A 15,023-nucleotide genomic window follows, 5' to 3' on the forward strand; every position below is an offset into this window, starting at 1 on the left:
GAAGTCGGTGTTTTGTGAGCCTCGAACTTTCGGTTCATTGCGTCTTCACACACCGCAATCTGATGCTCTTTCGAGTAGTCAAATTGCTTGGGTGTTATATGGTCAAGCCTCACGGGCAATTAGTATTGGTTAGCTCAACGCCTCACAGCGCTTACACACCCAACCTATCAACGTCGTAGTCTTCGACGGCCCTTCAGGGGACTCAAGGTCCCAGTGAGATCTCATCTTGAGGCTAGTTTCCCGCTTAGATGCTTTCAGCGGTTATCTATTCCGAACATAGCTACCCGGCAATGCCACTGGCGTGACAACCGGAACACCAGAGGTTCGTCCACTCCGGTCCTCTCGTACTAGGAGCAGCCCCTCTCAAATCTCAAACGTCCACGGCAGATAGGGACCGAACTGTCTCACGACGTTCTAAACCCAGCTCGCGTACCACTTTAAATGGCGAACAGCCATACCCTTGGGACCGGCTTCAGCCCCAGGATGTGATGAGCCGACATCGAGGTGCCAAACACCGCCGTCGATATGAACTCTTGGGCGGTATCAGCCTGTTATCCCCGGAGTACCTTTTATCCGTTGAGCGATGGCCCTTCCATACAGAACCACCGGATCACTAAGACCTACTTTCGTACCTGCTCGACGTGTCTGTCTCGCAGTCAAGCGCGCTTTTGCCTTTATACTCTACGACCGATTTCCGACCGGTCTGAGCGCACCTTCGTACTCCTCCGTTACTCTTTAGGAGGAGACCGCCCCAGTCAAACTACCCACCATACACTGTCCTCGATCCGGATAACGGACCTGAGTTAGAACCTCAAAGTTGCCAGGGTGGTATTTCAAGGTTGGCTCCACGCGAACTGGCGTCCACGCTTCAAAGCCTCCCACCTATCCTACACAAGCAAATTCAAAGTCCAGTGCAAAGCTATAGTAAAGGTTCACGGGGTCTTTCCGTCTAGCCGCGGATACACTGCATCTTCACAGCGATTTCAATTTCACTGAGTCTCGGGTGGAGACAGCGCCGCCATCGTTACGCCATTCGTGCAGGTCGGAACTTACCCGACAAGGAATTTCGCTACCTTAGGACCGTTATAGTTACGGCCGCCGTTTACCGGGGCTTCGATCAAGAGCTTCGCGTTAGCTAACCCCATCAATTAACCTTCCGGCACCGGGCAGGCGTCACACCCTATACGTCCACTTTCGTGTTTGCAGAGTGCTGTGTTTTTAATAAACAGTCGCAGCGGCCTGGTATCTTCGACCGGCATGAGCTTACGGAGCAAGTCCTTCACCCTCACCGGCGCACCTTCTCCCGAAGTTACGGTGCCATTTTGCCTAGTTCCTTCACCCGAGTTCTCTCAAGCGCCTTGGTATTCTCTACCCAACCACCTGTGTCGGTTTGGGGTACGGTTCCTGGTTACCTGAAGCTTAGAAGCTTTTCTTGGAAGCATGGCATCAACCACTTCGTCGTCTAAAAGACAACTCGTCATCAGCTCTCGGCCTTAGAATCCCGGATTTACCTAAGATTCCAGCCTACCACCTTAAACTTGGACAACCAACGCCAAGCTGGCCTAGCCTTCTCCGTCCCTCCATCGCAATAACCAGAAGTACAGGAATATTAACCTGTTTTCCATCGACTACGCTTTTCAGCCTCGCCTTAGGGACCGACTAACCCTGCGTCGATTAACGTTGCGCAGGAAACCTTGGTCTTTCGGCGTGGGTGTTTTTCACACCCATTGTCGTTACTCATGTCAGCATTCGCACTTCTGATACCTCCAGCAAGCTTCTCAACTCACCTTCACAGGCTTACAGAACGCTCCTCTACCGCATCACTTACGTGATACCCGTAGCTTCGGTGTATGGTTTGAGCCCCGTTACATCTTCCGCGCAGGCCGACTCGACTAGTGAGCTATTACGCTTTCTTTAAAGGGTGGCTGCTTCTAAGCCAACCTCCTAGCTGTCTAAGCCTTCCCACATCGTTTCCCACTTAACCATAACTTTGGGACCTTAGCTGACGGTCTGGGTTGTTTCCCTTTTCACGACGGACGTTAGCACCCGCCGTGTGTCTCCCATGCTCGGCACTTGTAGGTATTCGGAGTTTGCATCGGTTTGGTAAGTCGGGATGACCCCCTAGCCGAAACAGTGCTCTACCCCCTACAGTGATACATGAGGCGCTACCTAAATAGCTTTCGAGGAGAACCAGCTATCTCCGAGCTTGATTAGCCTTTCACTCCGATCCACAGGTCATCCGCTAACTTTTCAACGGTAGTCGGTTCGGTCCTCCAGTTAGTGTTACCCAACCTTCAACCTGCCCATGGATAGATCGCCCGGTTTCGGGTCTATTCCCAGCGACTAGACGCCCTATTAAGACTCGCTTTCGCTACGCCTCCCCTATTCGGTTAAGCTCGCCACTGAAAATAAGTCGCTGACCCATTATACAAAAGGTACGCAGTCACCTAACAAAGTAGGCTCCCACTGCTTGTACGCATACGGTTTCAGGATCTATTTCACTCCCCTCTCCGGGGTTCTTTTCGCCTTTCCCTCACGGTACTAGTTCACTATCGGTCAGTCAGTAGTATTTAGCCTTGGAGGATGGTCCCCCCATATTCAGACAAAGTTTCTCGTGCTCCGTCCTACTCGATTTCATGACTAAGAGATTTTCGCGTACAGGGCTATCACCCACTATGGCCGCACTTTCCAGAGCGTTCCGCTAATCTCAAAGCCACTTAAGGGCTAGTCCCCGTTCGCTCGCCACTACTAAGGGAATCTCGGTTGATTTCTTTTCCTCAGGGTACTTAGATGTTTCAGTTCCCCTGGTTCGCTCCATACACCTATGTATTCAGTGTAAGGTAACCATCTTATGATGGCTGGGTTCCCCCATTCAGACATCTCCGGATCAAAGTCTGTTTGCCGACTCCCCGAAGCTTTTCGCAGGCTACCACGTCTTTCATCGCCTCTGACTGCCAAGGCATCCACCGTATGCGCTTCTTCACTTGACCATATAACCCCAAGCAATCTGGTTATACTGTGAAGACAACATTCGCCGAAAATTCGATCATACTCAATTAAGAGCGACTCACAAATTTTACCTTAGCCTGAGCCGTTACCAGTGAAAGTAACGTCCAGTCTATCTTTCTATCACATACCCAAATTTTTAAAGAACGAACTAGTCAAAGACTAGAAATCAACATTCACCATCACAACGATGGAATGCTCATTTCTAAGCTTTCTACAAACAGAAGCAGTAGTGGTGGAGCCAAACGGGATCGAACCGTTGACCTCCTGCGTGCAAGGCAGGCGCTCTCCCAGCTGAGCTATGGCCCCGTATTTCTACAGGCGTTTCCCACACAAAATTGGTGGGTCTGGGCAGATTCGAACTGCCGACCTCACCCTTATCAGGGGTGCGCTCTAACCAACTGAGCTACAGACCCAATTTCGGGCTGCTTCTTTTCGTCTTCTTCAATGAATCAAGCAATTCGTGTGGGAACTTATGGAGCAGCTGATGTCGTCGATTAAGGAGGTGATCCAGCCGCAGGTTCCCCTACGGCTACCTTGTTACGACTTCACCCCAGTCATGAATCACACCGTGGTAACCGTCCTCCCGAAGGTTAGACTAGCTACTTCTGGTGCAACCCACTCCCATGGTGTGACGGGCGGTGTGTACAAGGCCCGGGAACGTATTCACCGCGACATTCTGATTCGCGATTACTAGCGATTCCGACTTCACGCAGTCGAGTTGCAGACTGCGATCCGGACTACGATCGGTTTTCTGGGATTAGCTCCACCTCGCGGCTTGGCAACCCTCTGTACCGACCATTGTAGCACGTGTGTAGCCCAGGCCGTAAGGGCCATGATGACTTGACGTCATCCCCACCTTCCTCCGGTTTGTCACCGGCAGTCTCCTTAGAGTGCCCACCATAACGTGCTGGTAACTAAGGACAAGGGTTGCGCTCGTTACGGGACTTAACCCAACATCTCACGACACGAGCTGACGACAGCCATGCAGCACCTGTCTCAATGCTCCCGAAGGCACCAATCCATCTCTGGAAAGTTCATTGGATGTCAAGGCCTGGTAAGGTTCTTCGCGTTGCTTCGAATTAAACCACATGCTCCACCGCTTGTGCGGGCCCCCGTCAATTCATTTGAGTTTTAACCTTGCGGCCGTACTCCCCAGGCGGTCAACTTAATGCGTTAGCTGCGCCACTAAGAGCTCAAGGCTCCCAACGGCTAGTTGACATCGTTTACGGCGTGGACTACCAGGGTATCTAATCCTGTTTGCTCCCCACGCTTTCGCACCTCAGTGTCAGTGTTGGTCCAGGTGGTCGCCTTCGCCACTGGTGTTCCTTCCTATATCTACGCATTTCACCGCTACACAGGAAATTCCACCACCCTCTACCACACTCTAGTCAGTCAGTTTTGAATGCAGTTCCCAGGTTGAGCCCGGGGATTTCACATCCAACTTAACAAACCACCTACGCGCGCTTTACGCCCAGTAATTCCGATTAACGCTTGCACCCTCTGTATTACCGCGGCTGCTGGCACAGAGTTAGCCGGTGCTTATTCTGTCGGTAACGTCAAAACAATCACGTATTAGGTAACTGCCCTTCCTCCCAACTTAAAGTGCTTTACAATCCGAAGACCTTCTTCACACACGCGGCATGGCTGGATCAGGCTTTCGCCCATTGTCCAATATTCCCCACTGCTGCCTCCCGTAGGAGTCTGGACCGTGTCTCAGTTCCAGTGTGACTGATCATCCTCTCAGACCAGTTACGGATCGTCGCCTTGGTGAGCCATTACCTCACCAACTAGCTAATCCGACCTAGGCTCATCTGATAGCGCAAGGCCCGAAGGTCCCCTGCTTTCTCCCGTAGGACGTATGCGGTATTAGCGTCCGTTTCCGAACGTTATCCCCCACTACCAGGCAGATTCCTAGGCATTACTCACCCGTCCGCCGCTCTCAAGAGAAGCAAGCTTCTCTCTACCGCTCGACTTGCATGTGTTAGGCCTGCCGCCAGCGTTCAATCTGAGCCATGATCAAACTCTTCAGTTCAAACATCTTTGGGTTTTTAAGAAACCCTAAACTTGGCTCAGCAATCGTTGGTTACATCTTTGATTTCTCGCGGAGTAACTTGTGATGCTGATAATCTTGTTGACTATCAGTCTGACTCCACAAGCACCCACACGAATTGCTTGATTCAGTTGTTAAAGAGCGGTTGGCTAAGAGCTATTCGTCTCAACCGAGGCGCGCATTCTACAGCAGCCTCATTTGCTGTCAAGTGGTTATTTTCAGAAGTTTTCGAAGATTTCTTCAATAACTTCAACCACTTGCGCTTGCGATCTCTCGTAAGCGGGAGGCGAATTCTACAGCTTTACGCAGGGGCGTCAAGCAGTTAAATCGAAAACCCGGGAATTCTTTTCCATCCCACCGCCCTTCTATATAGAGGAAACAAAAGGACGACCCAGGGACCATAGCGATTCGATTGCCCACCGACCAGCAACTGAATACCGCCGCACTTCTCACGGCTACAGTCAGGAAGCTAAGCGATTGATTTGATATTGACGAACGCAACAAGACAACAACTGAGGGATGGTGTCCCAGGGCCGGTTCGAACGGCCAACCTTCCCCTTAGGAGGGGGATGCTCTATCCAATTGAGCTACTGGGACAAATCGCAATCGACAAGCCAAAGGCTCAACGACGGACGGCGTGCATGTTAACGGGCAAGGTAGTTTTTGTCATGTCATCCCTTGGCTTTTTGATCGTAAGCCAATGCTTGCAAGCATGCGGTAGCGCTGCCCAATACAATCCGGGCGGCCGATGCCGTCGTGCAAAATGCACTCCCTCAAAGTGCCATCATTGCAAATTGCACTACACGACACCCCGCAAAACAAGATAACTCATTGATTATATTGAATAAATCAGTTGGCACGCGACCTGCAACACTTCTCCCACGACCCCATTTGGCCAAGGCATACGGAGAAGAAGACTATGAACAGCGCCCTACTACTCGCCCTCAATACAATGGCACTGGCTGCGCTGGTAACTTTTCATTTCTTCCCAGCCAAATTGCAAGACCCAGCCCAAATTACCCAGGCCGTACCGCACCACCTGCAGCAACGACCACAGCTGGCGGTGATGACAGCAGACCCTCAATCCCCTGTTCGTTTAACCCAAGGCACCCAAGCCACCCCAACATCCGAACACTGGGTTTTCTGAGAGCGCTACTCATGTCCAAACCTGCATGGCTTTTTTTGTGCCTGACGCTCGCAACCGCCTTACTGGGCTTAAGTAATGCCATGCAAGACACTCGCACCCTGGCATTCATCGCCAGTGCTGTTTTTGGATGCCTCCTGGTCGTGACGCTCGTCCTCGGGCGGCGGATAAAATTCGACCCCATACTGCGCTAACTCCCCCTCCAGCCCGACCTTATGTCGCTTAGCGCTAGCAAATCAGCAAACTGCCACTACCCTTACAGATGAGGGCAAAAGGCCATGTTGCTTAAGGCGTGCGCTCTTCACCCCGATTTCGGATAAGCCTTGCGCGAAGATCAGGAATACCCGATCCCACGCGAAAACTTTTCCAACCAGTCCGCAAAAATGCAAATCAGTGCTGGCATAAAGCCTTTAGGCGGTTCAATATTTGTCACAGAATTGACGCCAAGGAAATGTCAAATCTGAGGCATGATGCGGCCTCTTTGCAATTCGGGTTGAACTTTGGTCGTGAGCCTTGTCTTAACACTCATCTTGCGGCCAATTCCAAAAACCGCTCCCCTGAACTAACCGGTTAAATATATGCGCCCATTGAAACAGGCAATTTATTCCAGCCGTACGGCTGACAAGTTCGTCGTACGTCTGCCAGACGGAATGCGGGAACGCATTGCCGAGGTGGCTCGCAATCATCATCGCAGCATGAACTCCGAAATCATCGCTCGCCTGGAACAGAGCCTTATTCAGGAAGGTGCCTTGGGTGAAGAGTTGAGCATGCGCCTGGACAGCCCAGAGCTGTCACTGCACGAACGCGAACTGCTGCAGCGTTTTCGCCAGCTTTCCCACCGCCAGCAAAATGCTCTCGTCTCTCTGATCGCACATGACGTAGAGGCGGCCGCAGAAGCCAATTGATTTGCAGCTGAAAGCCGAAGCCAGCCATGTGCTGGCTTTTTTTTGCGTGGGATTTGAGCAAGAAAGCAATGCGAGGGCAGATTTGCCCCCGCAGGAAAGGTCAGAGCAGGAAGATCGTAGCCAAGCCCAGGAAGATGAAAAAGCCACCACTGTCAGTCATGGCCGTGATCATCACGCTGGCCCCCATGGCAGGATCGCGCCCCAGACGCGCCAGGGTCATAGGGATCAAAACCCCCATCAAGGCAGCCAAAAGCAAATTGAGGGTCATGGCAGCGGTCATCACCACACCCAGCGACCAACTGCCATATAGCAAGTAAGCCACCACGCCGATTACGCCTCCCCACACCAGGCCATTGATGAGGCCCACAGCCAGCTCCTTGCGCAGCAGGCGCGAAGAGTTGGCGGTGCTGACCTGATCCAGCGCCATGGCGCGTACGATCATGGTGATGGTCTGGTTACCGGAGTTACCGCCGATGCCGGCCACAATCGGCATCAACGCCGCCAGGGCCACCAACTTTTCGATGGAGCCCTCGAACAGCCCGATCACGCGGGACGCGATAAATGCAGTAATCAGGTTGACGGCCAGCCAAGCCCAACGGTTGTGCAGCGAACGCCAGACTGACGCAAAAATATCTTCCTCTTCACGCAAACCCGCCATGTTGAGGACTTCGGTTTCACTCTCTTCGCGAATAAGGTCGACGATTTCGTCAATCGTCAGGCGGCCGATCAGCTTGCCGTTCTTGTCCACCACCGGGGCGGAGATCAAGTCGTAACGCTCAAATGCCTGGGCTGCGTCGTAGGCATCTTCATCCGGGTGAAAGCTCACGGTATCGCTGGCCATCAGGTCAGCAACTCTCTTCTCCGGATCATTTACAAGCAGGCGCTTGATGGGCAATACGCCCTTGAGAATGCCTTCATAGTCGACCACAAACAGCTTGTCGGTATGCCCCGGTAGCTCTTTGAGACGACGCAGGTAGCGCAGCACCACTTCCAGGCTGACATCTTCGCGGATGGTGACCATCTCGAAGTCCATCAGCGCGCCGACCTGGTCTTCATCATAAGACAGTGCGGAACGCACACGCTCACGCTGCTGGGTGTCCAACGCCTCCATCAGCTCATGAACAACATCGCGCGGCAATTCAGGCGCCAGGTCGGCCAGCTCGTCCGCATCCATCTCCTTGGCCGCAGCCAGGAGCTCATGATCGTCCATGTCGGCGATCAGGGTTTCACGGACCGAATCAGATACTTCGAGGAGAATGTCGCCGTCGCGATCAGCCTTGACCAACTGCCAGAGCGTCAGGCGATCATCCAGCGGCAAGGCTTCAAGAATATAAGCAACGTCGGCGGAGTGCAGGTCATCGAGTTTGCGTTGCAGCTCGACGAGATTTTGCCGGTGAACCAGGTTTTCGACGCGGTCGTGGTGCGGACCTTCCTGGCGGTGCGTGAGGTCTTCGACCACGCGCTGGCGCTGCAGCAGCTCGATAACTTGAGCCAGACGATCCTGCAGGCTTTCTTGTGTTTTCTTTACTTCTACTTCGGTCATAGGCGAACTCCACTCCCAGCAGCGGAGCGCGCCGGAAGGATCAATCAGTCAATTCATGATTGGTAAAGCGGGATACTGAGTAACTACTGGGTAAGTCCATGGAGGCATTCCACAAGCCCCGGCGGGGCTGACCGGCGCATGATACACCGCTCGGCCGCTTTTAACGTCAAAAAAAACTGGAAAGAACAAGCGCTTGCAAGCCAAAGCTGAGTGTTGGCTATATATATGAATTGCGACGACGCAGCGGGAAGGGAAAACACACGGGAAACAGAAAAAGACGCACGTCAGGATAAAACCTACACAAACCCCAGACGGCAAAAAGCCCGCGCTAGGCGGGCTTTTTGTTTGTATGGTGCACTCGACAGGATTCGAACCTGTGACCGCTCGGTTCGTAGCCGAGTACTCTATCCAGCTGAGCTACGAGTGCAGAGTGTGTTTTTTAGACCAGATCACAACTGGTTGAAACCAAGCCATCTGCATTGCTGCAATTGACTCTTAAATGGTGCACTCGACAGGATTCGAACCTGTGACCGCTCGGTTCGTAGCCGAGTACTCTATCCAGCTGAGCTACGAGTGCATTTGTTGCCGCGCATTATAGGCCGTTCAATCTCTATGTAAAGCTATTTTTTCGATCAATTTCAACAACTTACCGAAAAAACCAGATTGCAACGTACTAAGCAAATAATGGCGGAGAACGGGGGATTCGAACCCCCGACACCCTTTTGAGGTGTACTCCCTTAGCAGGGGAGCGCCTTCGGCCACTCGGCCAGCTCTCCGCAACACGGGGCGTATATTAACCACGTTCCTCCCCGTTTGCAAACATAAAAAACGATAAAAATTAAAGGCTTGGTTCTTCGTCCTTCTCTTTCTTGATCCGCAGGTAGATTTCCTCGCGATGGACCGCTACCTCTTTCGGAGCGTTAACCCCGATACGCACTTGATTGCCTTTGACGCCGAGCACGGTCACGGTGATTTCGCCATCACCGATAATCAGGCTTTCTGCGCAACGACGAGTCAGAATCAACATACCTTTCACCTCACGCAATTCATTTCAGGAACAACAGTCTGCAAAAAAAAGGCATTCGACCTACAACCAAAAGGCCGTAGCCCTACCGCCTAAGTATTGTCGAGCCCACGCAAAAGAACATGCGCCCTACAAAAAAATGAAAGGCGCGGTAAGCCGCGCCTTCCTGGCATCGCATCACTCGCCCTGTCGGGCCGGAGCGTCCAGCTCAAAAGCGGTATGCAGCGCGCGCACGGCCAGTTCCAGGTATTTTTCTTCAATCACTACCGAGACTTTGATTTCCGACGTGGAGATCATCTGGATGTTGATGCTTTCCTTGGCCAGCGCTTCGAACATGCGACTGGCAACACCGGCATGGGAGCGCATGCCCACACCCACGATCGACACCTTGGCAATCTTGGTATCGCCGATCACTTCACGGGCGCCGATCTCGCTTGCAGTGTTCTGCAGGATACGCTCGGCCGCATCGTACTCGTTGCGGTGCACGGTGAAGGTGAAATCGGTGGTGTTATCGTGCGAAACGTTCTGCACGATCATGTCGACTTCGATATTCGCGCCGCTGATAGGACCGAGGATCTTGAAGGCCACACCCGGAGTGTCTGGCACGCCACGGATCGTCAGCTTGGCTTCATCGCGGTTGAAAGCGATGCCGGAAATGATCGGCTGTTCCATGGATTCCTCTTCATCAATAGTAATGAGGGTGCCTGGCCCCTCTTTGAAGCTGTGCAATACGCGCAGCGGAACGTTGTACTTGCCGGCGAATTCCACCGCACGGATCTGCAGCACCTTGGAACCGAGGCTGGCCATTTCCAGCATCTCTTCAAAGGTGATCTTGTCCAGGCGCTGGGCCACGGACACGACGCGCGGGTCGGTGGTGTAGACGCCATCCACATCGGTATAGATCTGGCATTCGTCAGCCTTGAGAGCCGCTGCCAGCGCCACGCCCGTGGTGTCCGAACCGCCACGCCCAAGCGTGGTGATATTGCCCTGCTCGTCAACACCCTGGAAACCCGCTACCACGACCACGCGCCCAGCCTTCAGATCAGCACGAATCTTCTGATCGTCGATCTGCAGGATGCGCGCCTTGGTATGTGCGCTGTCGGTAAGGATGCGTACCTGGCTGCCAGTGTAGGACACCGCTGGCACACCACGCTTGTTCAGGGCCATGGCCAGCAGCGCAATGGTTACCTGCTCACCAGTGGACACAATCACGTCCAGCTCACGCGGGAGCGGTTGTTGATCACCGCTGATGGCCTTGGCCAGGTCGATCAGGCGATTGGTCTCGCCGCTCATGGCCGACAGCACCACCACCAGGTCGTCGCCGGCATCACGGAACTTCTTAACCTTGTCGGCCACCTGCTCGATTCTTTCGACAGAACCGACCGAGGTGCCTCCGAATTTCTGTACGATCAAAGCCATTTCTAAGCCGCCTCAGCCCGTAAAGGGGCGCCCAATAAACGAATCTTCCAGCAACCGAGCGAGCCCACGACTTGACCATGGGCTCATTAACAGCGCCTTAAATACCTGCCTCGACAAACGGCACGGTCAAGGCCAGCGCCGCGTCCAGGGCGCCGGCATCTACACCGCCACCTTGCGCCATGTCCGGACGACCACCGCCCTTGCCGCCCACTGCCGCAGCGGCTTGCTTCATCAAATCACCGGCTTTGAGTTGGCCAGTCAGGTCCTTGGTTACACCGGCAACCAGCACGACCTTATCCTCATGGACACTGCCGAGCAGGATCACTGCGCGGCCGAGCTTGTTCTTCAACTGATCGACCAAGGCCAGTAACGCCTTGCCGTCCTGACCGTCCAGGCGCGCCGCCAGGACTTTTACGTCCTTGACGTCAACCGCGGAGGCCGACAGATCGTCGCCCGCAGCACTGGCCGCCTTGGCTTGCAACTGCTCCAGCTGTTTCTCCAGCGCACGGTTGCGCTCAAGCACGGCGGACAGCTTGTCGATCAGATTGTCGCGGCTACCCTTGACCAGGCCGGCCGCTTCCTTGAGTTGTTCTTCGGCTGCATTGAGGTAGGCCAGCGCCGCGGCACCGGTGACTGCCTCGATACGACGTACACCGGAGGCCACACCGCCTTCGCTGATGATTTTCAACAGGCCGATGTCGCCGGTGCGGTTGGCGTGGATACCGCCACACAGCTCCACCGAGAAACTGCCGCCCATGCTCAGTACGCGCACTTCATCGCCATACTTCTCGCCAAACAGCGCCATGGCGCCCTTGTTCCTGGCGGTTTCGATATCCGTTTCCTCGGTTTCAACCGGAGTGTTCTTACGGATTTCGGCGTTGACGATATCTTCCAGCGCCTTGATCTGATCAGGCTTGATCGCTTCGAAGTGGCTGAAGTCGAAACGCAGGCGCTGGCTGTCGACCAACGAGCCCTTCTGCTGCACATGCTCACCCAGCACCTGACGCAACGCAGCGTGCAGCAAGTGAGTGGCCGAGTGATTCAGCGCTGTTGCATGCCTTACGTCGGCATCAACTTGCGTGTCGACTGGCGCGCCGACGACCAGGTTGCCCAGCACCAACACACCATGGTGCAGGAACGCGCCACCGGTCTTGGTGGTGTCACGCACGTCGAAACGACCGGACGTCGAACTGAGGAAACCACAGTCACCGATTTGCCCGCCCGACTCCGCGTAGAACGGCGTCTGGTCCAGGACCACCACCGCTTCATCGCCCTCGTTCAGCACATCGACTGACTTGCCGTCTTTATAAATGGCAACGATTTTGGCCGCGCCGGCGGTAGCCTTGTAGCCGATGAACTCGGTAGGCACATCAACCTTGACCAGGGTGTTGTAGTCCAGGCCAAACGAGCTGGCGGAACGCGCACGTACACGCTGGGCTTCCATCTCACGCTCGAAACCGGCCTCATCGACGGTCAGCTCACGCTCACGGGCGATGTCGGCGGTCAGGTCCATCGGGAAGCCATAGGTGTCGTAGAGCTTGAACACCACATCGCCCGGCACCACAGTGCCTTTGAGTTCAGCCAGGTCCTGCTCGAGAATTTTCAGGCCGTGCTCCAGGGTCTTGGAGAACTGCTCTTCCTCAGCCTTGAGCACCCGTTCGATGTTGGCTTGTTGCTGCTTCAATTCCGGAAAGGCATCGCCCATCTCGGCTACCAGAGCAGCCACGATCTTGTAGAAGAAGCTGCCGGTAGCGCCCAGTTTGTTACCGTGACGGCAGGCGCGACGGATAATGCGGCGCAGCACATAGCCACGGCCTTCGTTGGACGGCAGCACCCCATCGGCAATCAGGAAGCCGCAGGAGCGGATGTGGTCCGATACGACCTTGAGCGAAGACTGGCCTTCATTGGCGCAGCCAATGGCCGCAGCCGATGCACTCAACAGATTGGTGAACAGGTCGATTTCATAGTTGGAATGAACGTGCTGCATGACCGCACTGATCCGTTCCAGCCCCATGCCGGTGTCCACCGACGGTGCCGGCAACGGATGCAACACGCCATCAGCGGTGCGGTTGAACTGCATGAACACGTTGTTCCAGATTTCGATGTAGCGGTCGCCGTCTTCATCCGGCGAACCCGGCGGGCCACCCCAGATGTCGGCGCCGTGATCGTAGAAAATCTCGGTGCAGGGGCCGCAAGGGCCGGTGTCGCCCATGGTCCAGAAGTTATCGGAGGCGTACGGCGCGCCTTTGTTGTCGCCGATGCGGATCATGCGCTCGGCGGGCACGCCGATTTGCTGGGTCCAGATGTCATACGCTTCGTCATCCGTGGCATAGACGGTTACCCAGAGCTTTTCCTTGGGCAGTTTCAGCACGCCGGTCAGGAAGGTCCAGGCGAAGGTGATCGCGTCTTTCTTGAAATAATCGCCGAAGCTGAAGTTACCCAGCATTTCGAAGAAAGTGTGGTGGCGCGCGGTGTAACCCACGTTTTCCAGGTCACTGTTCTTGCCGCCGGCGCGTACGCACTTCTGACTGCTGGTGGCGCGGGTGTAGGCGCGTTTTTCCTGGCCCAGGAAACAGTCCTTGAACTGGTTCATCCCCGCGTTAGTGAACAGCAGGGTGGGGTCATTGCCTGGGATCAAGGAGCTTGAGGCTACACGGGTGTGGCCTTGCTCTTCGAAGAAGCGAAGGAAGGCTTCACGGATTTCTGCGCTTTTCATTAGGTTCTTCCACGGAGGCTGCGGCCAAAGGCCAGTGCGCAACATCATCAGACGAAGCGACGGCAAAGGGCCGCATTATATCGGCCCTTTGCCGGTGGTACAGCGTGTTTATGTGATAGAAGCAGTCAATTAGACGGCCTGCACTGTCATTTCTGCGAAAATGCGACGAATGTCTGCACGACTTGCTCAATCTGCGCCCGGCTGACGTCCAGGTGCGTCACCATGCGCAGGCGCGGAGCGGCGCTCAACTTGATCCCGCGCTCGGCGGCAAACGCTTTCAAGGCCTGGGCCCGGTCACCGATCTGCACATAGACCATGTTGGTCTGTACCGGCTCCACCGTATAACCCGCCTGGCGCAACTCATCCCCCAGCCACTGCGCATTGGCGTGGTCATCGGCCAAACGCTGCACCTGGTGATCCAGGGCATACAGGCCTGCCGCCGCCAGTGAACCGGCCTGGCGCATGCCGCCGCCGACCATCTTGCGCAGACGCCGCGCCTTGGCGATCAATGCCGTGGAACCGCACAGCACCGAGCCGACCGGCGCACCGAGCCCCTTGGACAGGCACACCGACACCGAGTCGAAATGCCCGGCAATCTCCCGCGCGTCCACGCCCAGCTTGACCGCCGCGTTGTAGAGCCGCGCGCCATCCAGATGCAACGCCAGGCCGTGCTCACGGGTAAACGCCCGCGCCTTGGCCAGGTATGCAAATGGCAGCACCTTGCCTTGCATGGTGTTTTCCAGCGCCAGCAAGCGCGTGCGGGCGAAGTGGAAATCATCGGGTTTGATCGCCGCCAACACCTGGTCGAGGTCCAGGGAACCGTCTGGCTGCAACTCCAGCGGCTGCGGCTGGATCGAACCCAGCACGGCCGCCCCGCCCCCTTCGTATTTGTAGGTATGGGCCTGTTGCCCGACGATGTATTCCTCACCGCGCTCACAGTGAGCCATCAACGCCAGCAGGTTACTCATGGTGCCGGTGGGCACGAACAGCGCGGCTGGAAAGCCCAGACGCCTGGCCAACTCAGCCTCCAGTCGGTTGACGCTGGGGTCTTCGCCGTAGACGTCATCACCGCTGACGGCGCTGGCCATCGCATCGAGCATACCGGGGGTGGGTTGGGTCACGGTGTCGCTGCGCAGGTCGATCACGGTCATGAAGGGGGCCTCTAACGGAATGGATAAGTCCTTTTGTGAGTGATTACTGCGGGCAAAGCCAC

At 55.1% G+C, this 15,023-nt stretch carries 8 protein-coding genes, 6 tRNA genes and 2 rRNA genes; 3 read left to right on the forward strand and 13 right to left on the reverse strand.

The genetic code is table 11. The features are described from left to right. Window positions 1–98: 98 nt before the first annotated feature. The 5 genes from C4J92_RS19990 to C4J92_RS20015 all read right to left on the reverse strand — a co-directional run bounded on the left by C4J92_RS19990 (window position 99) and on the right by C4J92_RS20015 (window position 5,656). Window positions 99–2,990 (reverse strand): 23S ribosomal RNA (locus C4J92_RS19990). Window positions 2,991–3,239: 249 nt separating this feature from the next. After that, window positions 3,240–3,315 (reverse strand) — tRNA-Ala (locus C4J92_RS19995). Between the two features lie 30 nt (window positions 3,316–3,345). Continuing rightward, window positions 3,346–3,422: transfer RNA gene (locus C4J92_RS20000), tRNA-Ile, on the reverse strand. Between the two features lie 82 nt (window positions 3,423–3,504). Continuing rightward, window positions 3,505–5,041 (reverse strand): 16S ribosomal RNA (locus tag C4J92_RS20005). Together the 16S and 23S rRNA genes with 2 tRNA genes alongside form the textbook arrangement of a ribosomal RNA operon. 538 nt (window positions 5,042–5,579) lie before the next feature. Further along, window positions 5,580–5,656: transfer RNA gene (locus C4J92_RS20015), tRNA-Arg, on the reverse strand. Window positions 5,657–5,978: 322 nt separating this feature from the next. Here C4J92_RS20015 and C4J92_RS20020 point away from each other — a divergent pair. From C4J92_RS20020 to C4J92_RS20030, 3 genes are all read left to right on the forward strand, one after another. Continuing rightward, the gene (locus tag C4J92_RS20020; protein WP_124371599.1) at window positions 5,979–6,206 is read left to right on the forward strand and encodes a hypothetical protein; all 228 of its coding nucleotides are present in this window, start codon (window positions 5,979–5,981) and stop codon (window positions 6,204–6,206) included. Window positions 6,207–6,217: 11 nt separating this feature from the next. Beyond that, window positions 6,218–6,397: a PA3371 family protein gene (locus tag C4J92_RS27265; protein ID WP_124371600.1), complete on the forward strand. Its 180-nt coding sequence runs from the start codon at window positions 6,218–6,220 to the stop codon at window positions 6,395–6,397. Window positions 6,398–6,781: 384 nt separating this feature from the next. Beyond that, window positions 6,782–7,108: an Arc family DNA-binding protein gene (locus C4J92_RS20030; RefSeq protein ID WP_003193592.1), complete on the forward strand. Its 327-nt coding sequence runs from the start codon at window positions 6,782–6,784 to the stop codon at window positions 7,106–7,108. Window positions 7,109–7,208: 100 nt separating this feature from the next. On the opposite strand, the gene mgtE is transcribed toward C4J92_RS20030, so the two are convergent. The 8 genes from mgtE to ltaE form a co-directional block, all read right to left on the reverse strand. Then, complete coding sequence (gene mgtE / locus C4J92_RS20035; protein ID WP_065892684.1) at window positions 7,209–8,651, reverse strand: magnesium transporter; 1,443 nt, start codon at window positions 8,649–8,651, stop codon at window positions 7,209–7,211. Between the two features lie 350 nt (window positions 8,652–9,001). Beyond that, window positions 9,002–9,078, reverse strand: a tRNA-Arg gene (locus C4J92_RS20040). 73 nt (window positions 9,079–9,151) lie between these two features. Continuing rightward, window positions 9,152–9,228: transfer RNA gene (locus C4J92_RS20045), tRNA-Arg, on the reverse strand. Window positions 9,229–9,336: 108 nt separating this feature from the next. Beyond that, a tRNA-Ser gene (locus C4J92_RS20050) sits at window positions 9,337–9,427 on the reverse strand. Between the two features lie 62 nt (window positions 9,428–9,489). Then, on the reverse strand, window positions 9,490–9,678 hold the full coding sequence (gene csrA / locus C4J92_RS20055) for a carbon storage regulator CsrA (protein WP_003175645.1): 189 nt from the start codon (window positions 9,676–9,678) through the stop codon (window positions 9,490–9,492). Window positions 9,679–9,852: 174 nt separating this feature from the next. Further along, window positions 9,853–11,094 (reverse strand): aspartate kinase, encoded by a 1,242-nt coding sequence (locus tag C4J92_RS20060; protein WP_124368054.1) that lies wholly within the window; start codon window positions 11,092–11,094, stop codon window positions 9,853–9,855. A 97-nt stretch (window positions 11,095–11,191) separates the two neighbouring features. Next, window positions 11,192–13,810: an alanine--tRNA ligase gene (gene alaS, locus C4J92_RS20065; RefSeq protein ID WP_124371602.1), complete on the reverse strand. Its 2,619-nt coding sequence runs from the start codon at window positions 13,808–13,810 to the stop codon at window positions 11,192–11,194. 146 nt (window positions 13,811–13,956) lie between these two features. Further along, window positions 13,957–14,961, reverse strand: coding sequence for a low-specificity L-threonine aldolase (gene ltaE, locus C4J92_RS20070; protein ID WP_124405041.1), 1,005 nt, complete (start codon window positions 14,959–14,961; stop codon window positions 13,957–13,959). Between the last annotated feature and the right edge of the window lie 62 nt (window positions 14,962–15,023).

It is taken from the genome of Pseudomonas sp. R3-18-08 (genome assembly GCF_003852065.1).
Taxonomy (GTDB): Bacteria; Pseudomonadota; Gammaproteobacteria; order Pseudomonadales; family Pseudomonadaceae; genus Aquipseudomonas.

Bases quoted from the DNA above. Each gene is read 5' to 3' on its own strand.
- C4J92_RS20020 (WP_124371599.1), top strand. From the start codon at position 5,979: ATGAACAGCGCCCTACTACTCGCCCTCAATACAATGGCACTGGCTGCG.
- C4J92_RS27265 (WP_124371600.1), top strand. From the start codon at position 6,218: ATGTCCAAACCTGCATGGCTTTTTTTGTGCCTGACGCTCGCAACCGCC.
- C4J92_RS20030 (WP_003193592.1), top strand. From the start codon at position 6,782: ATGCGCCCATTGAAACAGGCAATTTATTCCAGCCGTACGGCTGACAAG.
- mgtE (WP_065892684.1), bottom strand. From the start codon at position 8,651: ATGACCGAAGTAGAAGTAAAGAAAACACAAGAAAGCCTGCAGGATCGT.
- csrA (WP_003175645.1), bottom strand. From the start codon at position 9,678: ATGTTGATTCTGACTCGTCGTTGCGCAGAAAGCCTGATTATCGGTGAT.
- C4J92_RS20060 (WP_124368054.1), bottom strand. From the start codon at position 11,094: ATGGCTTTGATCGTACAGAAATTCGGAGGCACCTCGGTCGGTTCTGTC.
- alaS (WP_124371602.1), bottom strand. From the start codon at position 13,810: ATGAAAAGCGCAGAAATCCGTGAAGCCTTCCTTCGCTTCTTCGAAGAG.
- ltaE (WP_124405041.1), bottom strand. From the start codon at position 14,961: ATGACCGTGATCGACCTGCGCAGCGACACCGTGACCCAACCCACCCCC.